General features: G+C 38.0%; 24 protein-coding genes. All 24 read left to right on the plus strand.

Annotation, left to right across the window (positions count from 1 at the left end):
- The first annotated feature begins 129 nt into the window (after positions 1–129).
- Positions 130–1,026 carry a DNA-processing protein DprA gene (dprA, locus tag ACQKMV_RS02865; RefSeq protein ID WP_427502281.1) on the plus strand — a complete coding sequence of 299 codons (897 nt, stop codon included), beginning with the start codon at positions 130–132 and terminating at the stop codon, positions 1,024–1,026.
- 91 nt (positions 1,027–1,117) lie between these two features.
- The gene (gene topA, locus ACQKMV_RS02870; protein WP_427502282.1) at positions 1,118–3,196 is read left to right on the plus strand and encodes a type I DNA topoisomerase; all 2,079 of its coding nucleotides are present in this window, start codon (positions 1,118–1,120) and stop codon (positions 3,194–3,196) included.
- An 18-nt stretch (positions 3,197–3,214) separates the two neighbouring features.
- Positions 3,215–4,528, plus strand: coding sequence for an FADH(2)-oxidizing methylenetetrahydrofolate--tRNA-(uracil(54)-C(5))-methyltransferase TrmFO (gene trmFO, locus ACQKMV_RS02875; protein WP_427502283.1), 1,314 nt, complete (start codon positions 3,215–3,217; stop codon positions 4,526–4,528).
- A gap of 565 nt (positions 4,529–5,093) precedes the next feature.
- Positions 5,094–5,993 (plus strand): tyrosine recombinase XerC, encoded by a 900-nt coding sequence (gene xerC / locus ACQKMV_RS02880; protein WP_427502284.1) that lies wholly within the window; start codon positions 5,094–5,096, stop codon positions 5,991–5,993.
- A gap of 21 nt (positions 5,994–6,014) precedes the next feature.
- Positions 6,015–6,560: an ATP-dependent protease subunit HslV gene (hslV, locus tag ACQKMV_RS02885; protein WP_049668432.1), complete on the plus strand. Its 546-nt coding sequence runs from the start codon at positions 6,015–6,017 to the stop codon at positions 6,558–6,560.
- The gene (gene hslU / locus ACQKMV_RS02890; RefSeq protein ID WP_427423782.1) at positions 6,560–7,957 is read left to right on the plus strand and encodes an ATP-dependent protease ATPase subunit HslU; all 1,398 of its coding nucleotides are present in this window, start codon (positions 6,560–6,562) and stop codon (positions 7,955–7,957) included. Before hslV ends, hslU begins: the two co-directional genes overlap by 1 nt.
- 87 nt (positions 7,958–8,044) lie before the next feature.
- Positions 8,045–8,824 carry a GTP-sensing pleiotropic transcriptional regulator CodY gene (gene codY, locus ACQKMV_RS02895; protein WP_370042872.1) on the plus strand — a complete coding sequence of 260 codons (780 nt, stop codon included), beginning with the start codon at positions 8,045–8,047 and terminating at the stop codon, positions 8,822–8,824.
- 1,175 nt (positions 8,825–9,999) lie between these two features.
- Entirely contained in the window at positions 10,000–10,392 is a 393-nt protein-coding gene (flgB, locus tag ACQKMV_RS02900) for a flagellar basal body rod protein FlgB (RefSeq protein WP_427502285.1), read from the plus strand.
- Positions 10,393–10,395: 3 nt separating this feature from the next.
- On the plus strand, positions 10,396–10,857 hold the full coding sequence (gene flgC, locus ACQKMV_RS02905) for a flagellar basal body rod protein FlgC (protein WP_427423784.1): 462 nt from the start codon (positions 10,396–10,398) through the stop codon (positions 10,855–10,857).
- Between the two features lie 22 nt (positions 10,858–10,879).
- Positions 10,880–11,185, plus strand: a complete 306-nt coding sequence (gene fliE / locus ACQKMV_RS02910) for a flagellar hook-basal body complex protein FliE (protein ID WP_427423785.1) — start codon at positions 10,880–10,882, stop codon at positions 11,183–11,185.
- Between the two features lie 356 nt (positions 11,186–11,541).
- Positions 11,542–13,134 carry a flagellar basal-body MS-ring/collar protein FliF gene (gene fliF / locus ACQKMV_RS02915; RefSeq protein WP_427502286.1) on the plus strand — a complete coding sequence of 531 codons (1,593 nt, stop codon included), beginning with the start codon at positions 11,542–11,544 and terminating at the stop codon, positions 13,132–13,134.
- A gap of 15 nt (positions 13,135–13,149) precedes the next feature.
- Positions 13,150–14,163: a flagellar motor switch protein FliG gene (gene fliG, locus ACQKMV_RS02920; RefSeq protein WP_427423787.1), complete on the plus strand. Its 1,014-nt coding sequence runs from the start codon at positions 13,150–13,152 to the stop codon at positions 14,161–14,163.
- The gene (gene fliH, locus ACQKMV_RS02925) at positions 14,156–14,944 is read left to right on the plus strand and encodes a flagellar assembly protein FliH (protein WP_427502287.1); all 789 of its coding nucleotides are present in this window, start codon (positions 14,156–14,158) and stop codon (positions 14,942–14,944) included. The genes fliG and fliH overlap by 8 nt, the downstream gene beginning before the upstream one ends.
- 5 nt (positions 14,945–14,949) lie before the next feature.
- Positions 14,950–16,275 (plus strand): flagellar protein export ATPase FliI, encoded by a 1,326-nt coding sequence (gene fliI, locus ACQKMV_RS02930; protein ID WP_427502288.1) that lies wholly within the window; start codon positions 14,950–14,952, stop codon positions 16,273–16,275.
- 1 nt (position 16,276) lies between these two features.
- Positions 16,277–16,726, plus strand: a complete 450-nt coding sequence (gene fliJ, locus ACQKMV_RS02935) for a flagellar export protein FliJ (protein WP_427502289.1) — start codon at positions 16,277–16,279, stop codon at positions 16,724–16,726.
- Between the two features lie 4 nt (positions 16,727–16,730).
- Positions 16,731–17,339, plus strand: coding sequence for a MotE family protein (locus ACQKMV_RS02940; protein ID WP_427502497.1), 609 nt, complete (start codon positions 16,731–16,733; stop codon positions 17,337–17,339).
- 24 nt (positions 17,340–17,363) lie between these two features.
- Complete coding sequence (locus tag ACQKMV_RS02945; RefSeq protein ID WP_427502290.1) at positions 17,364–18,644, plus strand: flagellar hook-length control protein FliK; 1,281 nt, start codon at positions 17,364–17,366, stop codon at positions 18,642–18,644.
- A 6-nt stretch (positions 18,645–18,650) separates the two neighbouring features.
- Positions 18,651–19,349 (plus strand): flagellar hook assembly protein FlgD, encoded by a 699-nt coding sequence (gene flgD, locus ACQKMV_RS02950; RefSeq protein WP_427502291.1) that lies wholly within the window; start codon positions 18,651–18,653, stop codon positions 19,347–19,349.
- Between the two features lie 15 nt (positions 19,350–19,364).
- Positions 19,365–19,736, plus strand: a complete 372-nt coding sequence (locus ACQKMV_RS02955; protein ID WP_427502292.1) for a TIGR02530 family flagellar biosynthesis protein — start codon at positions 19,365–19,367, stop codon at positions 19,734–19,736.
- Positions 19,737–19,818: 82 nt separating this feature from the next.
- A complete protein-coding gene (gene flgG, locus ACQKMV_RS02960) occupies positions 19,819–20,787 on the plus strand; it encodes a flagellar basal body rod protein FlgG (RefSeq protein ID WP_427502293.1) in 969 nt (322 codons plus the stop codon).
- A 150-nt stretch (positions 20,788–20,937) separates the two neighbouring features.
- Positions 20,938–21,159: a flagellar FlbD family protein gene (locus ACQKMV_RS02965; protein ID WP_427502294.1), complete on the plus strand. Its 222-nt coding sequence runs from the start codon at positions 20,938–20,940 to the stop codon at positions 21,157–21,159.
- Positions 21,149–21,577, plus strand: a complete 429-nt coding sequence (gene fliL, locus ACQKMV_RS02970; protein ID WP_427423797.1) for a flagellar basal body-associated protein FliL — start codon at positions 21,149–21,151, stop codon at positions 21,575–21,577. Before ACQKMV_RS02965 ends, fliL begins: the two co-directional genes overlap by 11 nt.
- A gap of 31 nt (positions 21,578–21,608) precedes the next feature.
- Positions 21,609–22,604: a flagellar motor switch protein FliM gene (fliM, locus tag ACQKMV_RS02975; protein WP_427502295.1), complete on the plus strand. Its 996-nt coding sequence runs from the start codon at positions 21,609–21,611 to the stop codon at positions 22,602–22,604.
- Complete coding sequence (fliY, locus tag ACQKMV_RS02980) at positions 22,597–23,817, plus strand: flagellar motor switch phosphatase FliY (protein WP_427502296.1); 1,221 nt, start codon at positions 22,597–22,599, stop codon at positions 23,815–23,817. The genes fliM and fliY overlap by 8 nt, the downstream gene beginning before the upstream one ends.
- Positions 23,818–23,838: the final 21 nt, after the last annotated feature.

Raw genomic sequence — 23,838 nt, forward strand, 5'->3', positions numbered from 1 at the left:
TGCAATTTCTAACTTCCTACTGACCTATTTTAAAAGGACCCTTCCTAAAAAAGCTGTGTCATATTGTTTATTGTTGTGAAAATTAAAAATGCGGTCATTTAATTTCTTCTATTAAAAGGAGGTTTTTAAATGATTTTTTCAGTCGATACACAGAGATTACTAGCTTTACATTATATTTACCCTTTACCACTTCAAAAACTTCAGCAATTATTGTCCCCGGTGGATATATTAAGTTATTTTGAAGAAGCGCCCCCCTACGAGATTGCAAAAGCCCTGCAAATATCATCGCGCAGTGCATTGGAAATATCCCGGAAATTCCGACAAGTTATGACATTGTCGTTTGAAGAAGCCTACGAACGGGCCGATATTTCCCCTATACCTTTTCACCATCCTTTTTACCCGGCGCAATTATTTGAAATATCCAGTCCACCTACTGTATTGTATGTGAAAGGTCGGTATTCTCTATTAACGAACGAAAAACAAGTAGCCATTATAGGCTCTAGAAAGGCTACAGCTTATACAAAGATTGCGATGGACCTAATCGTTCCACCTCTTGTTGAACACGGATATACAATTGTTAGCGGGCTTGCAAGAGGGGCAGATACGATAGCTCATGAGACTACCATAAAAGTTGATGGTTCCACGATTGCAGTGCTTGGTCACGGGTTTAATTATATATACCCTAAAGAAAATCAGTCTCTCGCTGAGCATATGGCGGAGCATCAGTTACTTGTCACAGAGTATCCTCCATATATGAAGCCTGAGAAATGGCATTTTCCAATGCGTAACCGAATAATTAGTGGGTTGTCCAGAGCTTTAGTTGTAACCGAAGCAGCATTAAGAAGTGGAACGCTTATTACAACAGAGTATGCATTAGAGCAAGGAAAAGATGTATTTGTTGTACCTGGTCCAATTAATGCGGAGCAATCAAAAGGTACAAATAAACTACTATTAGAGGGAGCCATTCCAGTGTGCAATGGTCACGAAATCGTTGAAACACTTGCTCTCTTTTCTAACAAAAATTGAAAAAAAGTTGCATTATCTTAAAATCTGTTATACATTTTGCAACAGGTAACTTAAAAAATTAGCAATAGACCTCGCTAAGGGGGAGACATAGATGGCGGATTATTTAGTGATTGTAGAATCACCAGCGAAAGCAAAAACAATTGAACGATATTTAGGAAAAAAATATAAAGTAAAGGCGTCTATCGGGCATGTTCGTGATTTACCACGTAGCCAAATGGGCGTTAGTCCTGAAAATAATTATGAACCTAAATATATTACGATTCGTGGTAAGGGGCCTGTTTTACAGGACTTAAAGTCTGCGGCTAAAAAAGTGAAGAAAGTCTTTCTAGCGGCCGATCCAGACCGCGAGGGAGAAGCGATTGCTTGGCACCTTGCGACTGCGTTAAATATTGATATTCATTCAGATTGTCGTGTCGTTTTTAATGAAATTACAAAAGATGCGATTTTAGAATCATTTAAAAATCCACGTCCTATTAATATGGATTTAGTAGATGCACAGCAAACACGTCGTATATTGGATAGACTTGTTGGTTATAACATTAGTCCAATTCTTTGGAAAAAGGTTAAAAAGGGATTATCAGCAGGACGAGTACAATCTGTAGCACTACGCATGATTATTGATCGTGAAAATGAAATTAAAAACTTCCAACCGGAAGAATATTGGACAATTGAAGGTTCTTTTGAAAAAGGTAAGAAAACGTTCGATGCGCTTTATTATGGTGATGGCAAAGAAAAAATTAAATTAACAAATGAAGAACAAGTAAAATCTATATTAAAAAATGTTAAAGGTACAAGCTTTGAGGTTGTCAATGTATCCAAGAAAGAACGTAAACGAAATGCAGCACCTGCTTTTACAACATCTTCATTACAGCAAGAGGCCGCACGTAAGTTGAATTTCCGTGCAAAGAAAACGATGATGCTTGCGCAACAATTATATGAAGGTATTGATGTTGGTAAAAAAGAGGGGACAGTCGGTTTAATCACGTATATGCGTACCGATTCTACGCGTATTTCGGATACAGCAAAAACAGAGGCAATTGCCTACATTGAATCCAAATACGGCAAAGAATTCATCTCCACAGAGACGAAGCAGGCTAAAAAAGCATCAAATGCACAAGATGCCCATGAGGCCATTCGTCCAACTAGTACGATGCGAACTCCAGAGGAATTAAAAGCAGTGCTTAGTCGCGACCAATTGCGCTTATATCGTTTAATTTGGGAGCGCTTTATCGCGAGTCAGATGGCGCCGGCTGTACTTGATACAGTTGCTGTTGATCTACAAAATGGTGATGTTTTATTCCGTGCAAACGGCTCACAAGTTAAATTTGCGGGCTTTATGAAGTTATATATTGAGGGTACAGATGATCAAACAGAAGAAACAACCAAGCTTCTACCTGAAATGGAAGTTGGCGATCAAGTAAAATCTCTTGAAATTGAACCAAAGCAACATTTTACTCAGCCACCACCACGTTATTCAGAGGCGCGTCTTGTGAAAACAATGGAAGAGTTAGGTATAGGGCGCCCGTCCACATATGCACCGACCCTCGATACAATTCAGCGCCGTGGCTATGTCGTATTAGATGCAAAGCGATTTATGCCGACAGAGCTAGGAGAAATCGTGCATCAACTCGTACTTGAGTTTTTCCCTGATATCATAAATATCGAATTTACAGCACAAATGGAGCAGGATTTGGATCATATTGAAGAAGGCGATCGTCAGTGGAAAGAAGTTGTACATGAGTTTTATAAGGATTTTGAGGTCCATGTAAAATATGCAGATGAGGCTATGGAAAAGGTTGTTATAAAAGATGAACCGGCTGGCGAGGATTGTGAGCTTTGTGGATCACCTATGGTCTATAAGCTTGGACGATATGGGAAATTTATGGCTTGTTCAAACTTCCCAGATTGCCGTAATACAAAAGCTATTATGAAACCTATTGGCGTGAAATGTCCTTCCTGTGAAACAGGCGAAATTGTAGAAAGAAAGAGTAAAACAAAGCGTTTATTCTATGGTTGCAATCAGTACCCTGAGTGTGAATTTGTTTCTTGGGACAAGCCAATTAGTAGACCATGTCCGAAATGTAGTTCATTATTAGTAGAGAAAAAAATAAAAAAAGGTGTGCAAATTCAGTGTACGAAATGTGACTATGAAGAGACACCTACACAATGATAGAAAGATGGTAAGAACATGACTGAACAAGTAGTAAATGTAATAGGGGCAGGTCTTGCAGGTAGTGAGGCTGCTTGGCAAATTGCTAAACGTGGTGTGAAAGTTAAACTTTATGAAATGCGTCCAGTGAAGCAAACTCCGGCTCACCATACTGATAAATTTGCAGAGCTTGTTTGTTCGAACTCACTACGCGCAAATGGATTAACAAATGCCGTAGGTGTGATTAAAGAAGAAATGCGTATTTTTGATTCTGTTATTATGAAAGCAGCAGATGCATGTTCAGTTCCAGCAGGCGGTGCCTTAGCAGTAGATCGCCATGAATTTGCAGGCTATGTGACAGACGCAGTGAAAAATCACCCTCTTGTTGAAGTAATTCATGAAGAAGTCACTGAAATTCCAGAAGGCATTACTGTGATTGCCACAGGACCACTAACATCGAAAGCGTTAGCTGAAAAAATTCAGGGCTTAACAGGATTAGACTATCTATATTTCTATGATGCAGCAGCACCAATTATTGAAAAAGATAGCATTGATATGGAAAAGGTTTATTTAAAATCTCGTTACGATAAAGGGGAAGCGGCTTATTTAAACTGTCCTATGACAAAGGAAGAATTTGATCGTTTCCGTCAAGCTTTAATCGAAGCGGAGGTTGTGCCTTTAAAAGAATTTGAAAAGGAAATTTACTTTGAGGGCTGTATGCCTATCGAAGTAATGGCTGCTCGTGGGGAGAAAACAATGTTATTTGGACCGATGAAGCCGGTTGGTCTAGAAGATCCAAAAACAGGGAAACGACCATATGCTGTAGTTCAATTACGTCAAGATGATGCAGCAGGAACTCTTTACAATATCGTTGGCTTCCAAACACATTTAAAATGGGGACCACAAAAAGAAGTATTGCAATTAATTCCGGGATTAGAGAATGTTGAAATCGTTCGTTATGGAGTAATGCATAGAAATACGTTCATTAATTCGCCGAAGGTTCTAGAGAAAACTTATCAGCTTCGTGAGCAAAAAAATATTTTCTTTGCTGGCCAAATGACAGGTGTCGAAGGATATGTTGAATCTGCTGGTAGTGGATTAATTGCTGGTATTAATGCAGCTCGATTCGTATTAGGACAAGAACCAATTATCTTCCCATTTGAAACGGCGTTAGGAAGTATGGCGCGTTATATAACAGAAGCACAATCGAAAAACTTCCAGCCAATGAACGTCAACTTCGGAATTTTCCCAGAACTACCGCCAGGTCGTCGTTCAAAACCAGAGCGTGCAGAGATGCATGCTACCCGCGCAATAAGCGCAATTCATAATTTTGTGAATTCACAAACAATTTGATTGCAAAAAGCCTCTAAAAGTTGATATACTCTTAGAGGCTTTTTCTTTTTTGTATAAAAAATGCTAATTTACACGTATTTTATTATTTTGTATGAAGATTTTCTCAAAATATAAACATTTCCACTTGCTATATGATGAAGATAGGTATAGTGTCAGTATGTATGTTTATCTTCATTAACGATACCCAAAGTGACAAACTAAAGGGGATAAACAAAATAGTACATTCTTTTAATGGCAAGTGTAAGTAATTTGGGCTCATTACCCAACGTTGAGGATGACATTTGTTAGAACATATGCCATGTATATAAATTGATTGGAGTGCTGACTGAGGGACTCCTTGGGAATCAGCGTCATAGATTAGACCTTGGAGAGAGCAAGTAGAAGAACTGAGGCTAAATGCATCACGTTATGATCACGCCTTCGTGACCAACATCCTTTTGGCCCAAGCGGCTCATCGGACGCCCTACAGGAAAGAGCCCAGTCAGAACGGAAATCAACCCCACGTTATGGTGATAAGCCGTAATTTGAGAAGGTTATCAATAATTCGTTGGTGGTGAATCTTTAAATGTTAGTTTCGTCTCAAGACGCACTTGAACAGTTCATGCTTTACATCCAGGTTGAAAAAAACTTCTCTGTTCATACGGTGCGAGAATATGAATCGGATTTACTAGATTTTTTAGCATTTTTGCAATCGGAAGGCGTAAATGATTTAGCTAGTGTTGAGTATATACATGCACGTCTTTATGTAACGAAGTTGTACGATGAAAAGAGAGCAAGATCATCTGTATCAAGGAAAATCTCCTCAATACGCTCCTTCTTTCGCTTTCTAAATAGACAGTACGGATTAGATGATGGGGCGTTTCGATTACTTTATCATCCCAAAAAAGAATCACGCTTACCTAGTTTTTTCTACGAAGAGGAATTGAAGCAGCTATTTGATGCGAATGTTGGCGATGATTTGAAATCATTAAGAAATACGGCTATATTAGAGCTGTTATACGCGACAGGTATTCGTGTAAGTGAGCTCACCTCAATTCAAGTAGAAGATGTTGATTTCCATTATTCAATTATTAGGGTAATGGGGAAAGGGCGAAAAGAACGAATTATTCCATTCGGGCAATTTGCGAGCTCAGCTATGCAGGAATACATAGAACAAGCTCGTCCACGATTGATGAAAAAAACAAGTCATCAGCAATTGTTTGTCAACATGCGCGGTGGGGAACTTACTCCTCGAGGTGTACGTCATATTTTAACTGAAATGATTGACAAGGCCTCGCTCCATACGAAAATATATCCACATATGCTTCGCCATACTTTTGCCACACATTTATTGAATCATGGCGCAGATTTACGTACGGTGCAGGAGTTATTAGGCCACGCTCATTTAACTTCAACACAAGTTTATACACATGTGACAAAAGAGCATCTTCGTCAAACATATATGAATGCTCATCCAAGGGCATAATAGAGCTAAGGAGGAAGGCAAATGGGACAAATTCATGCGACAACGATATTTGCAGTTCATCATAATGGAGGTTGCGCTATGGCAGGTGATGGTCAAGTAACCCTAGGGAATGCGGTTGTAATGAAAGGCACAGCGAGGAAGGTCAGACGTCTGTTTAATGGGCAGGTACTTGCTGGATTTGCAGGATCGGTTGCCGATGCTTTTACACTTTTTGAAATGTTTGAAGGAAAGTTAAATGAATACAATGGCAACTTACAACGTGCAGCAGTAGAGGTTGCCAAGCAATGGCGCGGTGATAAAATGCTACGTCAATTAGAGGCCATGCTACTTGTAATGGATAAAAGTACGCTCCTTCTTGTTTCGGGTACGGGAGAAGTAATTGAACCGGATGATGGAGTTTTGGCAATTGGTTCGGGGGGTAATTATGCATTATCAGCAGGCCGTGCTCTGAAAAAATATGCGGGTGATACAATGTCTGCTCGCGAAATTGCAGAAGCAGCATTAGAAACCGCTGCTGAGATTTGTGTGTTTACGAATCATAATATTATCGTGGAGGCGCTTAACTAATGACACAAAATAATTTAACGCCAAGACAAATTACTGAGCATTTGGATCGTTATATCGTTGGACAAAATGAAGCGAAGCGAGCGGTAGCTATTGCATTACGTAATCGATATCGTCGCTCACTATTAAGTGATGAGATGAAGGCTGAAGTAATTCCGAAAAATATTTTGATGATTGGACCTACAGGTGTCGGAAAAACTGAAATTGCCAGAAGAATTGCAAAGCTAACGAATGCACCATTTGTGAAAGTAGAAGCAACGAAGTTTACAGAAGTAGGGTACGTTGGACGTGACGTAGAGTCAATGGTACGTGATGTAGTAGAAGCTTCTCATCGTCTTGTAAAAGAAGAGATGATGGAGTCTGTGAAGGACCAAGCGGAAGAATTAGCAAACGAAGCTATAGTTAAGCTATTGGTTCCTTCCTTACGAAAAAAACAGTCCATGCAAAATCCGTTTGAAATGTTATTTGGTGGGAAAGAACAGCAAGGCAATGACGATTCCTCAGAAGAAACTGAAGTACGCTCCAAACGTGCGCAAATCGCTATCGATTTACGTAACGGTAAATTAGAAAATGAATGGGTTACAGTTGAAGTAACGGAACAAAATCCTTCTATTTTTGATGCGTTGCAAGGAACGGGCATGGATATGTCTGCAAACAGTGGTATGCAAGATATGCTATCTAGTTTAATGCCTAAAAAGCAAAAGAAACGCCGTGTTCAAGTGAAAGATGCACGCCGTATTTTAACAATCGAGGAAGCAAGTAAGCTCATAGATGCAGATGAAGTTGCACAAGAAGCTATTTCAAGAGCCGAACAGTCAGGTATTATTTTTATTGATGAAATTGATAAAATCGCTAGTAAGGAAGGTAACTCTTCTGCAAATGTATCACGTGAGGGTGTACAACGTGATATTCTGCCAATCGTTGAAGGATCTACTGTAACGACGAAGTATGGCGCTGTAAAAACAGACTTTATGCTTTTTGTTGCTGCTGGAGCATTTCATATGTCAAAGCCGTCAGATTTAATTCCAGAATTGCAAGGTCGATTCCCGATTCGAGTAGAGCTTGAAAAATTAACGAAACAAGATTTTGTACGTATTTTACAAGAGCCAGACCAATCACTTATTCTGCAATACAAGGCATTATTAGAAACAGAGGGTGTGGAAATAAGCTTTACGGAAGACGCGATTGAAAGAATTGCAGAAATTGCAACCGAGGTCAATCAGGAGACTGATAATATTGGAGCTCGACGTTTACACACAATTTTAGAACGCTTGCTGGAAGAATTATCGTTTGAAGCTGCTGAAATTGCGCCTGCAAATATTCCAATTACAGCTGCGTATGTAGATCAAAAACTTGCAGGTATAGTAAAAAACAAAGATTTGTCACAGTTTATATTGTAAGATAAGGCTGAATAGTTTCATTCAGTTGTGAAAACCTTTAGAATATTAAGTAAATACTCTTCGGATTATTTATAGGAGGAACATATAATGAATTTATTAGAAAAAACACGTAAAATTAACTCGATGCTCCAAGCATCTGCTGGTAAGCCAGTAAACTTTAAAGAAATGGCAGATACATTAGGAGATATTATTGACAGTAATGTTTATATTGTAAGCCGTAAAGGGAAGCTTTTAGGCATTTCAATTCACCAACAAATTGAAAACGAACGTATGAAAAAGATGTTCGAAGAGCGTCAATTCCCAGAAGAATATACACATAGCTTGTTTACAATTTCTGAAACATCTTCAAACCTAGATATTCATGACGAACATACTGCTTTCCCAGTTGAAAACAAAGAGTTATTCCAAAATGCATTAACAACGATTGTGCCGATTGTTGGTGGTGGTGAGCGTCTTGGTACATTAATTCTTGCTCGTTTATCTTCACAATTCGAGGATGATGATTTAATTTTAGCTGAGTATGGTGCAACAGTAGTTGGTATGGAAATTTTACGTGAGAAATCTGAGGAAATTGAAGAGGAAGCACGTAGCAAAGCTGTTGTACAAATGGCAATTAACTCTCTTTCATACAGTGAGTTAGAGGCTATTGAACATATCTTTGAAGAGCTTGACGGACATGAAGGCTTACTTGTTGCTTCTAAAATTGCAGACAGAGTTGGTATTACACGTTCAGTAATCGTAAACGCATTACGTAAACTAGAATCTGCAGGTGTTATCGAATCTCGCTCTCTAGGTATGAAAGGTACTTACATTAAAGTGCTAAACGATAAATTCTTAAATGCATTAGCTGAGATTAAAATGAAATAATAATAAAACGTTCTTTTGGAACGGTGTAAGGCATCTGGAATAAATTTGTTCCAGATGCCTTTTTTGTGTTAAACAAAATGGAAAAAGGAAATCCTTATAAATATTGTGCCCTGCCAGGCTTCTTGCTTTCCTGTGGGTGAGCGTTGAGCCCCTTCCTCCTACATTAGTATTGTACTTTCGAACAGAGATAAATATTATTGCTGAAATTTCGATTTTATCACTATAAATATGAGTGATATTCTTGAAGGATACGTATTAAACAAGTGGGTTGATTGTTGTGTAGACTGAACTTCTGCTTGGGGATTACAGTGCCATAAGGGAGATCCTTGAGTGAGTCAGTCGGTGAAGGCACGAAGTCTAAAATCATCTCGTCCTGTGGTAACGCCTTCGTGACCAACATCATTTTGGTCCGAGCGGTTCATCTGACGCCCTTGGGAGTACGATTAGTCGGAATGGGAATTACTCTTCGTTTTGTCGAAGGGGATACTTTATTAAATATGATTTCTAAATTTCATTAGTAACATGAAGCATCTTGAATAATTTTTTTTCAAATGCCTTTTTGAACTTTTTCGTAATTCGACGAAGATTCGACGGAATTCACGGCTGATTTACATTGCTTCAATTAAGTCAAACTATGATATAGTACTAAATAGGGGGGAGGATTCATCTATGTTTTAATTCTTTTCCTTATTTTTGATAGGTAAGTTTTCAACCCTTGTGGAGGCTATCATTATTGCTTTCTCCCTAAATTGGATTTTTAGAATATGCGCTACTATTAGCATAAATGTAAAAATCGCATGCTCCAATTGGTACTTGTTAAGACTGTCTTGTAATATCCATCAGGAAAATCATGGGATATTTCTAACTCACATTGAAATAGTAAAAAGGGACTCTAATTTAGACAGTGTGTCTACCGATTATGTTGAAAAAAAGGGAAAAAACCAATATAAAATCGTAAACACTGTCGAAATAGTGTAAATTGACTAGAAAGAAGATGAATTGCCGCGAACCCAGTCGGCGCAAGGGATGCGGAAGTATTGTCCTGGTTAATTATGAATAAAAATAGGGCCTATATACTATTAAAAAGTGACAAAAGACAATAGACACTACGTATCATCTTAATTACAATTGTATTATTGGATAAAATAAGAAGTACATAAAATGAGGTGAAGGTTTTGGATTTGTTTGGAGGAACTATTAGTAGCCTGGAAAAAGGACTTTCCTATGCAACTTTGAATCATAAAACAATCGCTAATAACATTGCGAATGTCGATACGCCGAACTATAAGGCGAAAAGTGTAAGTTTTAAAGATATGTTGGAGAATGAAAAACAAATGTCAATTTCGGCATATCGTACTGATAATAGACATTATGATTTCGCGATTCGACAATCAACGCCTGGTGTGTATAATATTGATGGCTTACGTTATCGAAATAATGGTAATGCCGTAGATATGGATGCTGAACAGACGAAATTAGCAAAAAATCAAATTTATTATAGTGCACTAGTTGAACGTATGAACGGTAAGTTAAATACATTAAATACTGTTATTAAAGGAGGTAGATAATAGATGTCTATTTTTCATGGAATGAATACCACTGCCTCAGCTTTAACAGCACAGCGTTTACGATTGGATGTCATTTCTTCAAATATGGCAAACATGGATTCAACGCGTTCTAGACAAGTGAATGGGGAGTGGGAACCATACCGCCGGAAGTCTGTAACGTTATCAGCGCAAGAAGGACAGTTTTCAAAGTTCTTTAATGTCGCACTTGGTAAAAACGCAAAAAGTGGCGTTGGCAACGGCGTAAAAGTTACACAAATAAAAGAAGATAGAGAAACACCTTTCAAACTTGTGTATGATCCAACTCATCCAGATGCAAACGCAGATGGCTATGTAAATATGCCAAATGTAGATCCATTGAAAGAAATGGTAGATTTAATGTCAGCAACTCGTTCTTACGAGGCAAACATAACGGTATTGAATGCAAATAAATCCATGCTGACAAAGGCTTTAGAGCTTGGAAAATAATAAGTAGAAAGGAAGATACATAATGCCAATTTCGTCCGTTTCACAAATGACACCTATGCAGGTTGTAAATGAAACAAAAAAACTTAACACGACACCTTATGAAGCACAACAAAGCTTTGCGAACTCGTTAAAAGAGGCAATATCGAAAGTTAATGATCAACAAATTACTTCTGATAATCTTACTCAAAAGTTAATTAATGGTGGAGATGTAGAGTTGCACGAAGTGATGATTGCATCACAAAAAGCGAGCATTACATTAAATGCAACAATTGAAGTTCGCAATAAGGTGATTGAAGCTTACCAAGAAATAATGCGAATGAGTGTCTAACTTTATTTGAACAAGTGATACATTCACTATTGAAGTAAAGAATATATCCTATAATTTCAACTTTTTGAATGAATGATTAAAGGTTCATTACCGAAAATTGGGATAACATTTGTTAAAACGTATGCCATGTATATAAAGTTGATTGGAGTGAAGGCTGGGCGACTCCTTGGGAATCAGCGTCACAGATGAGATCCTGGCTCAAGCGGCTCATCGGAGGCCCGGGGAAAGCGCCCAGTCGGAACGAAAATCAACTTGTTATGGTGGTGTATGGTGATAATGATTGAATGTTATGGGATATCACTGTTTTCGCGAATTATTAGATGGATAGGTTATTCACTATAACCGGAGGATTCATAATGAATGAACGATTGACGAAAATAAAAAACGACACCAGCCAATTTTGGACAAGTCGTAGTAAAAAACAAAAAATTGTAATGATTGGTTCAGTATTAGGGGTTATAGCACTTGCTACTGTTATTACACTTTTTGCTACAAAAACTACATATGTACCACTTTATAAGGATTTATCGACGAGAGAAATCGGTCAAGTGAAGGAAGCGTTGGACTCCCAAGGTGTAAAGTACGAAATTGCACCAGGAGGGACATCAATTTTAGTACCTGATGATCAAGTAGATTCATTGTTAGTGCAATTGGCATCGGAAGGATATCCGCAAACAGGATCGATTGATTACTCTTTTGCAAATAGCTCTGGGTTTGGTATGACAGATAATGAATTTAATCTATTGAAAAAAGCAGCAACTGAAACAGAAGTTGCAAAGCTTATTAAAAATCTAGATGGTGTAAAAGATGCAAAGGTAATGATCAACGTTCCGGAAGAGGGAGTTTTCTTAAAGGATGTTAAAGAAGAAGCGACAGCATCTATTGTTTTGAATACTGACCCCGGCTATAAATTTACAGAACAACAAATTGCGACTATGTACAATTTAGTAGCAAAAAGTGTTCCAAATTTAAATACGGATAATATTGTTATTTCTAACCAGTTTTCTGAGTACTTTGATCTGCATGCTGCAACAACTGATGGAACTTCAACGACGACAGCAGAAGGTCAGTTACAAGCGAAGAAATTGATTGAGCGTGACCTACAACGACAAGTTCAAAGTATGCTAGGTACACTTATGGGACAAGACAAAGTAGTAGTTTCTGTGACAACAGACATCGATTTCAAAAAAGAAAATCGTGAAGAAAAACTAGTTACTCCGGTTGACGTAGAGAATATGGCAGGAATAGCTATAAGTGCTCAACGTATTTCAGAGCAATACTCTGGTACAGGAGCTGCAGCTACTGGTACACCTGAAGCTGAAACGACGACAGATAACTTCACAACGTATAACGAAGGCGCAAATGGTAATGGGAATTACGAAAAATCTGAAGAGACAATTAATAATGAAGTAAACCGTATAAACAAAGAAATTCAAGAGGCACCATATAAAATTCAAGATATGGGTATCCAAGTAATTGTTGAACCACCGACAGCCACTGACGCGGGAACTTTACCAAATGGGGTCCAAGAGGATATCCAGAAAATTTTAAGTACTATTGTTCGTACGACGATTTCTAAAGATGTAGCAGCTGAACTCACTCAACAGCAAATCGATGAAAAAGTAGCCGTATCAGTGCATCCTTTAAATGGTAAAGCGACAGAGACAGCTAGCGAAAAATCTGTTATTCCATGGTGGGTTTGGGTAATCGGCGGCATATTACTAGCTGTAATATTATTGCTTGCATTCTTCATTATCCGTTCACGTAAACGTGCGAAGGAAGAAGAAGAACTTAGTATCCTAGATGAACAAGAAGAACTAATGATTGAAGATATTAATGAAGAAATTGAAACGGAAGCTACAATGCGTCGTAAGCAGCTTGAAAAAATGGCAAAAGATAAGCCAGACGATTTTGCGAAGTTACTGCGTAGTTGGATTGCGGAAGACTAACTAGGAGGTTCGACTGTGTCCAAGAAAGATAAAGAATTAACCGGAAAACAAAAGGCCGCGCTCTTGTTAATTTCATTGGGGCCTGAGGTTTCAGCTTCTGTTTATAAACATTTAACAGAAGAGGAAATTGAACGTTTAACATTAGAAATTTCAAGCGTTAAAAAAGTAGAAGCAAATGTTAAAGAGGAAATTATTGAAGAATTCCACAATATTGCACTTGCACAAGATTATATTACACAAGGTGGTATTGGTTACGCGAAGACAGTATTGGAGAAAGCACTTGGTGTAGAGCAGGCGCAAACAATTATTAATCGTCTAACATCTTCTTTACAAGTGCGTCCCTTTGACTTTGCACGTAGAGCTGATCCAGCACAAATTTTTAACTTTATTCAAAATGAACATCCACAAACAATTGCCCTTATTCTATCTTATTTAGAGGCAGGGCAAGCGGGTGTTATTTTATCTTCATTGCCACAGGAAGTGCAGGCTGATATTGCTAAACGTATAGCCGTAATGGAATCAACTTCACCAGAAGTTATTAGTGAAATTGAATCTGTTTTAGAGCGTAAATTATCATCAACTGTGACACAGGATTACACGGAAACGGGTGGCGTTGATGCAGTTGTTGAAGTGTTAAACGGTGTAGACCGACAAACAGAAAAAACGATTCTCGATGCACTCGAAATTCAAGATCCAGAGCTTGCAGAAGAAATCAAAAAACGTATGTTTGTATTTGAGGATATTGTTACACTCGACAACCGCTCGATTCAACGTGTTATTCGTGATTGTGAAAATGAAGACTTACTACTTTCAATGAAAGTTTCAAGTGAAGAAGTAAAAGATATTATTTTCCGTAATATGTCACAACGTATGGCTGATACATTTAAGGAAGAAATGGAAATTATGGGGCCTGTACGTTTACGTGACGTAGAGGAAGCGCAATCTCGAATTGTTGCGGTTATTCGTCGCTTAGAGGATGCTGGTGAGATTATTATTGCACGTGGTGGAGGAGATGACGTCATTGTCTAGAATCATCCGTTCTGTATACACACAGTCCAATGGCGATCATGTCAAAAAGATTCAAATTCGTGACATGTTTGAGATGCATGAGGTGGAAAATGGAGAAGTTTCACCTCAAAAACAAATTACTATAGAAGAAGTGCTAGAAGAGCGTGATCGTTTACTTGCAGAGGCTAGAGCTACTTTGCAGGCTGAACGTAAGGCTTTTGAACAAGAGCAGCAGATGTTCTTTCAGGAAATTGAGCATTTAAAGCAAGGTTGGGAAGAAGAACGACCTAATCGAGTGCAAGAGGCCTATGATGAAGGATTTGGTCAAGGCTATGAGGATGGGACAAACAAAGCTAATGAAGCGATGGCACAATCCCTCCAAACAGCCAATGAAATAATCATTCATGCGAGGGAGAATGCCCGTAAATATATCGAAGATCAGGAATCAATTATTTTAGAACTAGGCTTAACCGCAGCAGAACGAATTATTGATGCATCTTTAGAGCGAGACAATGAATTATTTGTTTCAATCGTTCGTAGAGGGCTTAAAGAAGCGAGAGAAATGAAAGAAATAAAAATTTACGTTTCACCTACCTACTATGCATTAATTACATCTAATCGAGATGAACTAGTTGAAATGTTCCCAACTGACGTACCATTTATGATTTTTGTAAATGAGGATTTAGAAAATGAAACAGAATGCTATATTGAAACAAATTATGGCCGTATTGTTGTAAGTATTGATGAGCAATTAAATGAACTAAGATTGAAGCTACATGAAATATTAGAAAGTAAGGAATGATCTAGATGAAAACGGCTCAATTAATCGAACAAATTCCTCAAATACCAACCTTTAAAAAATTTGGTAGAGTAACTAGAGTTGTCGGCTTGATGATTGAGTCGCAAGGTCCAGACAGTTCCATTGGTGATGTCTGTAAAATTCATGTGGAAACTTCCAAAAACGGTCATCAAATCATCTTAGCAGAGGTTGTAGGCTTCAAAGATGAAATTGTCGTCTTAATGCCTTTTACCTCTCTTCGAGAAATATCAATTGGCTGCCTAGTCGAAGGTACAGGGGCACCACTCGAGGTAAAAGTAGGCCCAGAGCTAATCGGCAAGGTACTTGATTCTATGGGAAATCCAATAGATGGAACTGTATTACCGAAAGGATTAATGTCCGTTCCTACAGAGCAGGACCCACCAAATCCACTAACACGTCCACCTATTGATGAAAGACTTGAAGTAGGTGTTAAAGCAATTGATGGCATGCTAACAGTTGGTAATGGACAACGTGTAGGTATTTTCGCTGGTTCTGGGGTCGGGAAAAGTACATTACTCGGTATGATTGCGCGAAATACGCAAGCGGATTTAAACGTAATTGCGCTCGTCGGAGAGCGTGGTCGTGAGGTCCGTGAGTTTATAGAGCGTGATTTAGGACCTGAGGGTTTAAGTCGATCAATAGTTGTTGCTGCCACTTCAGATCAGCCTGCACTCATGCGCATTAAGGGAGCTTTTACCGCAACAGCAATTGCTGAATATTTTAGAAATCGCGGTTTAAATGTCATGTTGATGATGGACTCTGTGACTCGTGTTGCGATGGCGCAGCGTGAAATTGGTCTTGCGACAGGTGAACCACCAGCTCAAAAAGGATACACACCATCTGTATTTGCGATTTTACCTAAACTATTAGAGCGCACAGGTACTAATGAAAAAGGCTCAATAACTGCCTTTTATACAGTGTTAGTCGATGGTGATGATATGAATGAGCCAATTGCAGATACTGTGCGAGGGATTTTAGATGGTCATATAGTTCTTGATCGAAACCTTGCCAATAAAGGTCAATATCCAGCTATTAATGTATTAAAAAGCGTCAGCCGTTTGATGAATCATGTGGCAGAACCAGAACATAAAAAGGCTGCAGAACGATTAAGGGAGCTCTATTATACATATGACAAGTCGGAGGATCTAATTAATATCGGTGCTTATAAGAAAGGTACATCAAAAGAAATTGATGAAGCAATTTACTATGAACCTCTCATTACCGCATATTTAAAGCAGGGCTATTTAGATAAAGTGACCCTTGAGGAAAGTATGAATGAGTTAATTTCATTATCGAACGGTGGTGGAAACTAGGATGGTCAGCTATATATATCGTTTTGAAAAAGTGTTAACCATTCGAGAACAGGAAAAAAATGAAACTGAAATTGCCTATAAAGAATCTGTACGTTCTTTTGAAGAAGTAGCAACTAAGCTATTTGATTTGTTAAAAAAGAAAGAAGATTTAATAGAGTTTCAGCAAGAGCGTTTAGCTGTAGGTTCATCAATAGAGGAGGTTCATCACTATGCACGATTTATTGATAGCCTCGAAAAAACAATTGATGATGTACAGCAGAAAGTTGTTCAAGCTCGTGCAAAAATGAATTGGCACGAAGAAAAATTAATAGAAAAAAACTTGGAAGTACGTAAATTTGAAAAAATGCGAGAAAAAGATTTTAAAGTATTTCAGCAGGAACAGGATCGTATCGAAGGCATTTTTTTAGATGAAATTTCATCGCTTACGTATAACAAGAGAGAAATCAGGTGATTTCATGGCAAAAACAGACAATCGACTTAAAACAGATTTAGCAGAACAACCGCCTAAACGTAAATCAGGTGGCTTTCGAAAGTTTTTTACGTGGTTTGTAATACCTATCATGTTTGTGGCGGCAGTTCTACTTGTTGTTGCAACCCTAATGAATACGAATGTCTTTGATTTAGGGAAGAAGGCAGTTCAAAGCTTACCATTCGTTCCTTCAGAAGAACAACAAGCAAAAGATGCTGTAGTTAATAATGATTCGAAGGTTGTAAATTTACAGGCTGAAGTACAAGAAAAAGATGCGGAAATCGCTCAGCTGCAAAAGAAAATGGATACGGCAACAACTGATAAAGAAAAGTTGACGACAGAAAATGAACAGCTGAAATTTGAAATTGAAAAATTAAATAGAGAGCAAAGTGACGTAAAGCGTGACTTTAATGATATTTTAAAAACATTTGATAAGATGTCTCCTAAAGCAGCAGCGCCAGTGCTTATTAAAATGAGCGATACTGAAGCACTACGTATTTTAACAAACTTAAAGCCAGATAAGTTAGCAGCGATTCTAGAAAAAATGAATCCACAAGATGCAGCGAAATATACAGAAATGATGGCTAAACAATAAGAAAATCTGAAAGGAGGTGAAATGATGGATGTGGCAATGATGCAAATGATGTCTAAGGCTATACCAACTAAAACAGCGGCTACAAAACCTGCAACGCCAGGCGATTCCAATGTTAAAGTAAATGGACCGTCGAGCAAAGAAAATTTAGCAACGTTTGGTTCAGTTTTTGGACAGGTTATTTCTTCTTCAAATCAAATACAGCAGCCAACACAGTCAACAGATACAAAAGACACCTCTGATTTGACAGCAGTTTTAAATGCTGAATCTATAGAAGACGTACTAGACTTACTAGGTATTCCACACGACGATGGCTTGTTAATGCTTCAAATTGGTGATGAAGGCAAAGCTGTTGCTACAGATGAAATGTTAAATCTTGATAACCTTAAGGATGCATTAGGGATTGATACCGAGCAACTTCAAAAATTAGTACAACAGTTGCTAGGAGAGGATAAAGAAGCCAAAGATGTATGGGAGCTTTTAGCAATAGTAGATGCTCAGGCACCAATGCTTCAAGCACAAGTCGTAGCAGCTATACAAGGTGAAGGGCAAGTGACACCGAAAGAAGTAGCGCCATTGCTTCAAGTGTTAAAGTTAGCACAATTAGTTGGGCAAAAAACGGACTTAACAGCACCACAGGAAAATTTGCTAACTAACATAAAGAGTCTTTTAACAACGATACAAACACAAGTAGAGACGACTCAATCTGAACAACAGGTAACAACTAAAACAACAGTTACGCTTCCGTTGCCAGGTTTTCAGAAGGTAGTTCAACAAGTTCAAGTTACAAAGCAGACAGACACAAGTGCTAATGAAATGGTGACTTCAAATACAGTCCAAACAAAGGCAGACACGTTCCAAATTACATTGCCAGTAGCAAAACCAGGACAGTCTGAGGCATTTTTGAAAGAGATGCAAGGAATCATCAATAGAGCCCAAATCTCTAATGCACAAGGTATTACACGCTTAACATTGAAATTGTATCCGGAAAATCTAGGAACAATACGTATCGAGCTTGTGCAAAATGATGGTGTCATCACAGCACGTTTACTTGCTTCAACAGCTCAAGGACGTGAATTACTTGATAGCCAGGCACATCAATTAAAGCAAGCTTTTGTACAGCAAAATATTCAAGTAGATCGTCTCGATATTGCCCAATCATTGCAAGACGCAGATCGCCAACAACGTGATCAAAGCTTCTTCAATAATTTCTTTAAGCAACAACAGGAAGATGAGCAAGAGCAAAAAAACGACGATGACGATGAAGGTAAATCGTTTAGTGACTATTTAATAAGTGAGGAGGTGTAAATAAACATGGCAGATGCAACGACAAATACAACAACAAATGCTACAAATAAAACAATAACAGATGATTTGCGTTATTCAAATTATAAGAAGCCGACAAAGCAAACAGGTAATAGTGAACTTGGCAAGGATGCCTTTCTTCAATTATTAATTACGCAATTACAACACCAAGATCCAACAAATCCAATGGATGACAGAGAGTTTATTTCTCAAATGGCTCAGTTCTCTTCTCTTGAACAAATGCAAAATATGTCAAAGGCAATGGAATCATTACTAGCTTCCCAGCAACAAACACAGATGATGAGTTATTCATCTTTTATTGGTAAGGAAGTAAAATGGCATGAGATAACAGATAAGAAGGATGAAAAAGGTGATTTTGTAGTCAAGGAAGGAACAGGTATTATTGAATCATTAAAATTTGTTGATGGTAATGTAGAGTTCTTATTAACGGATGGTAAGAAAATACAACCTGGCAATATCTCGGAAATTTTGGGTAGATCAGGAACAAATTCAAATGGCAATACAGTCTCGGAATCACCACTTGTACAAGCTAGCAAGCTAATTGGTAAAAATGTTACGTATATGGCCGGCGAGCAAGAACTACAAGGACGTATCGTTTCTGTAACGAATAAAGATGGCGTAAATCATTATGTTTTAGACAATGACAAAAAATTAACAGATAAAGAATTTACCGTAATAAGCGAATAAAGGTGGAGAAAAATGATGGATAAGTTTTTAATTCATCGTGTACCATTGCATCCATCTATTCGCCAGAAACAACCTACGCCTTTACAATCACAGCAATCGTTTAAGGCTCATCTACAGGAAGCTACCAATCAACAAGAACTAAAAGTGAGCAAGCATGCGCATGAACGTATTATCGAGCGTAATATAGCGATCTCTGAACAAGAATGGCAAGTTGTATCGGACAAGGTATTTGAAGCGCACTCAAAAGGTGTCAAACAACCATTAGTCTTGATGGATCAAGCAGCTTTAATTGTCAGTGCTAAAAACGCTACTGTCATTACAGCAATGGATCGCACGGAAGCAAAGCAGCAAATATTTACAAATATTGATGGCACAATTGTGCTATAAGGGCTGGACCTTTGAAAGGAAGCCTATGTGTAGCTGACTGATTGAGGCTCACAATTTAGAAAAGAAGGGAGAACGACAACAAATGTTACGTTCTATGTACTCAGGTATTTCAGGTCTTAAAAACTTCCAGACAAAGCTAGATGTTATTGGTAATAATATTGCAAATGTTAATACACATGGCTTTAAAAAGGGACGTGTAGTTTTTAAAGATATTATGTCCCAAACATCAGCAGGTGCTTCTGGGCCAACAGCTACTAGTGGAGGAACGAATCCAATTCAAGTTGGCCTTGGTTCAACACTTGCTGCAATAGACACAGTTCATGGATCTGGTTCACGCCAAACAACAAATAGGGGACTTGACCTTGCAATTGATGGTGAAGGATTCTTTATGGTAGCAGATGGAACACCACCAGGTACTGATGGTGTTATTACAGAAACTGGCGATGATGCATTCAGCAATATTTTATATACGCGTGCAGGAAACTTTTACATGGATCAAAATGGGTATCTTGTAAACGCTGAAGGAAAGTATTTAGTTGGTGTAAGAGCAGGTGATTATTCTGTAGATGCAAATAATGATAATGGTGTTAAGTTAGCCGATAAGCCAGATGTTTCAGGTGCAGATGGTAAGAATTTAATGGAAGATGGTAAATTGAAACCAAACGCTGGTGATGTAGGAACAATTCGTATTCCTACAACTGCTCGATCATTTAATATTGGTCCTGACGGTACAATTAGTTATACGGATTTTAACGGAGATTTAAAATTCGCTGGTCAAATTATTATGTCTAAGTTCCCAAATGCTGGTGGTTTAGAAAAAGTGGGTAGTAATTATTTCCAACCTACACCAAACTCAGGCGAACCATACGCACAAGTAGCTAAAGTAGCAGGAATGGGAACAATTACGCCAGGTGCACTAGAAATGTCTAACGTTGACCTATCTGAAGAATTTACAGAGATGATTGTTGCGCAACGTGGTTTCCAAGCAAATACACGTATTATCACAACTTCTGATGAAATTCTTCAAGAGCTTGTTAATTTAAAACGCTAGATTTGAATAAGTAGATTTTAGTATGAGATATATACTTAATATGTAGATAAAGAAATACCGGTTAAGATTACAAAGTGCTCAAAACTAAAAACATAATTTCATATGAGGGAGGGTCGGGCCGGCTCTCGTGCTAGACCCGGCCCTATTTCAATGATTGAACTAACACGTCTAAATGGCAAAGCATTTACATTAAATGCTTTATACATAGAAACGGTCGAATCTTTTCCAGATACGACTATAACATTAACGTCTGGAACCAAAATCATTGTTTTACAGAGTGAAGATGAGGTGCGACAAAAGGTAACAGCCTTTTATAAAAATATACAAATACTATCAAACCCGCATCTACGAGGTGAAGAAGATGAAGAATAACAAAATGTTAACGATGATTATCATCGTACTAGTAGCAATCATACTTATAGGGGTTATTTGCTTTGTATTGTTTACTCAATTTAATAAGCCAGCAGGTTCTCTTGAGCCAACCATTGATGAAATTGTAGCATCTTCAGTAGAAGTTCCAGAAATTACGACAAATCTAGCTGATAACAAAATTGTACGCATGTCGTTAAAAATTCAAACAACAAATAAAGATGCTGCTGCTGAGTTAACGAAGCGTGATTTCCAAGTGAAAAACATTGTTATCCAAGAGCTTTCTGAGATGGAGCAAAAAGATTTAGAAGGTAAGCAAGGTAAACAAATTTTCCAAAAATCATTAAAAACACGATTAAATGAATTGATGCAAGAGGGAGAAGTTCAGGAAATTTATTTTACCTCCTTCATCACCCAATAATAAAGAAACTGCTTGAAATGGAGGTGGGCAAATGGCAGGAGATGTGTTATCTCAATCAGAGATAGATGCGCTGCTTTCCGCAATATCAACTGGGGAAATGTCAGCTGATGACATAAAAAAAGAGGACGAGGGACGCAAGGTTAAAGTGTATGACTTTAAACGAGCGCTGCGTTTCTCAAAAGATCAAATCCGAAGTTTGACCCGAATACATGAAAATTTTGCACGATTACTGACAACCTTCTTTTCTGCACAGCTGAGAAGCTATGTGCAGATTACTGTTGCATCAGTGGACCAAATACCATTTGAAGAGTTTGTACGTTCGATTCCGAATATGACACTCATTAATGTGTTTGAAGTGCCGCCATTAGATGGTAATATATTGATGGAAATAAACCCGAACATTGCCTACTCGATGTTAGATCGTTTAATGGGCGGTAGTGGGGCGAGTCATAGTAATGTGGATAACTTAACAGAAATTGAAACAAAAATTATGACAAACCTTTTTGAACGTTCATTCGACAATTTACGCGAGGCATGGGAAAATGTTGCGGAAATTGATCCAATTTTAGTAGAGCTTGAGGTCAACCCTCAATTTTTACAAATGATTTCACCAAATGAAACGGTTGTCGTTATTTCTTTAAATACGATCATCGGTGAGACAAGCGGTATGATCAATATTTGTATTCCGCATGTTGTATTGGAGCCAATTGTTCCAAATCTTTCTGTTCGTTACTGGATGCAGACAAATACAAAAGAGATGTCTCCAGAGCAAACAAAAATGCTTGAAACACGTGTGAAACAAGCACAATTACCTCTTTCCGTTGAACTAGGTATTACAGACATTACTATTGAGGATTTCCTCACAATGCAAATTGGGGATGTCATTCAATTAGAACAAAAAATTGAAGATCCACTACTATTAAAAGTAGGAACTTTACCGAAATTTACAGTTCAACCAGGAAAGAAAGGCAAAAAATTAGCAATCCAGATTATCGACCCTTTGAAAGGAGGAGACGAAGATGAGTGATGAAATGCTCTCCCAAGAAGAAATTGAAGCGTTATTAAGGGGCGAAACGTTGGAAGATAAAAACAGCGGCACTGAAGCTTCTACAAATGAGGATATGAATGATATACGAGTAGAGGATTACCTAGATTCCTTTGCCCAAGATGCATTAGGTGAGGTAGGTAATATTTCTTTTGGTAGCTCTGCTACAGCCCTTTCAGCGTTATTAGGCCAAAAAGTAGATATTACTACCCCAAGTATTTCAATGATTAACCGTAATAAATTAGAAGAGGAATTTCCTCATCCTTATGTTGCCGTGCAGGTTGAATATACAATTGGGTTAACAGGTATGAATTTACTTGTTATTAAACAATCCGATGCAGCGATTATTGCTGATTTAATGTTAGGTGGAGATGGCTTAAATCCGAAACCAGACTTAGGTGAAATTCAGCTAAGTGCTGTTCAAGAAGCTATGAATCAAATGATGGGTTCTGCGGCTACTTCAATGTCGACAGTATTTAACAAAAAAGTGGATATTTCTCCGCCGACTATTGATTTAATGAATATTTCTCAAAATGAAGGGCGAGAAAATATTCCTGAAGATGATTTACTTGTAAAAGTATCCTTCAGATTGAGAATTGGTAATTTAATTGATTCCAACCTAATGCAATTATTACCGCTGAAATTTAGTCAAAACATTGTAAAATCTCTATTAGGAGAAACAGAATCAATCGAGGAACCTGTGGCTGCAACAATAGCACCTGAAGCGCCAGTAGCACCGCCGCCTGTACAAGCACAAGCACCGGTAACACCACCGTCTGCTCAACCAGTATATAATCAGCAGGCTGTACCTGTGCAGCAACCAATGTATCAGGAGCAACAACAGATTCCTCAAGCAACAAGACCAATTCAACCGGTCAATGTACAACAAGCACAGTTTGCTAGTTTTGATCCAAATGTTATCTCGCAATCTGAAGCTAGAAATTTAAATATGCTACTTGATATTCCATTGCAAGTTACTGTAGAGTTAGGACGTACAAAGCGTTCTGTTAAAGAGATATTAGAACTATCAAGTGGTTCGATTATTGAACTAGATAAATTAGCTGGTGAACCAGTTGATATTTTAGTTAATAGCCGTTTAATCGCTAAAGGTGAAGTCGTTGTTATCGATGAAAACTTCGGTGTCCGCATTACAGATGTTTTAAGTCAAGCAGAGCGTTTAAATAATTTAAGATAGTTTCAATTGGAGGAGTTAACC

The sequence above is a fragment of the Lysinibacillus sp. NPDC094403 genome, from assembly GCF_050278745.1.
GTDB lineage: Bacteria > Bacillota > Bacilli > Bacillales_A > Planococcaceae > Lysinibacillus.

Excerpts from the sequence above, each read along its gene's own strand:
- dprA (WP_427502281.1), top strand. The coding sequence starts at position 130 with ATGATTTTTTCAGTCGATACACAGAGATTACTAGCTTTACATTATATT.
- topA (WP_427502282.1), top strand. The coding sequence starts at position 1,118 with ATGGCGGATTATTTAGTGATTGTAGAATCACCAGCGAAAGCAAAAACA.
- trmFO (WP_427502283.1), top strand. The coding sequence starts at position 3,215 with ATGACTGAACAAGTAGTAAATGTAATAGGGGCAGGTCTTGCAGGTAGT.
- xerC (WP_427502284.1), top strand. The coding sequence starts at position 5,094 with ATGTTAGTTTCGTCTCAAGACGCACTTGAACAGTTCATGCTTTACATC.
- hslV (WP_049668432.1), top strand. The coding sequence starts at position 6,015 with ATGGGACAAATTCATGCGACAACGATATTTGCAGTTCATCATAATGGA.
- hslU (WP_427423782.1), top strand. The coding sequence starts at position 6,560 with ATGACACAAAATAATTTAACGCCAAGACAAATTACTGAGCATTTGGAT.
- codY (WP_370042872.1), top strand. The coding sequence starts at position 8,045 with ATGAATTTATTAGAAAAAACACGTAAAATTAACTCGATGCTCCAAGCA.
- flgC (WP_427423784.1), top strand. The coding sequence starts at position 10,396 with ATGTCTATTTTTCATGGAATGAATACCACTGCCTCAGCTTTAACAGCA.
- fliE (WP_427423785.1), top strand. The coding sequence starts at position 10,880 with ATGCCAATTTCGTCCGTTTCACAAATGACACCTATGCAGGTTGTAAAT.
- fliF (WP_427502286.1), top strand. The coding sequence starts at position 11,542 with ATGAATGAACGATTGACGAAAATAAAAAACGACACCAGCCAATTTTGG.
- fliI (WP_427502288.1), top strand. The coding sequence starts at position 14,950 with ATGAAAACGGCTCAATTAATCGAACAAATTCCTCAAATACCAACCTTT.
- fliJ (WP_427502289.1), top strand. The coding sequence starts at position 16,277 with ATGGTCAGCTATATATATCGTTTTGAAAAAGTGTTAACCATTCGAGAA.
- ACQKMV_RS02940 (WP_427502497.1), top strand. The coding sequence starts at position 16,731 with ATGGCAAAAACAGACAATCGACTTAAAACAGATTTAGCAGAACAACCG.
- ACQKMV_RS02945 (WP_427502290.1), top strand. The coding sequence starts at position 17,364 with ATGGATGTGGCAATGATGCAAATGATGTCTAAGGCTATACCAACTAAA.
- flgD (WP_427502291.1), top strand. The coding sequence starts at position 18,651 with ATGGCAGATGCAACGACAAATACAACAACAAATGCTACAAATAAAACA.
- ACQKMV_RS02955 (WP_427502292.1), top strand. The coding sequence starts at position 19,365 with ATGGATAAGTTTTTAATTCATCGTGTACCATTGCATCCATCTATTCGC.
- flgG (WP_427502293.1), top strand. The coding sequence starts at position 19,819 with ATGTTACGTTCTATGTACTCAGGTATTTCAGGTCTTAAAAACTTCCAG.
- ACQKMV_RS02965 (WP_427502294.1), top strand. The coding sequence starts at position 20,938 with ATGATTGAACTAACACGTCTAAATGGCAAAGCATTTACATTAAATGCT.
- fliL (WP_427423797.1), top strand. The coding sequence starts at position 21,149 with ATGAAGAATAACAAAATGTTAACGATGATTATCATCGTACTAGTAGCA.
- fliM (WP_427502295.1), top strand. The coding sequence starts at position 21,609 with ATGGCAGGAGATGTGTTATCTCAATCAGAGATAGATGCGCTGCTTTCC.
- fliY (WP_427502296.1), top strand. The coding sequence starts at position 22,597 with ATGAGTGATGAAATGCTCTCCCAAGAAGAAATTGAAGCGTTATTAAGG.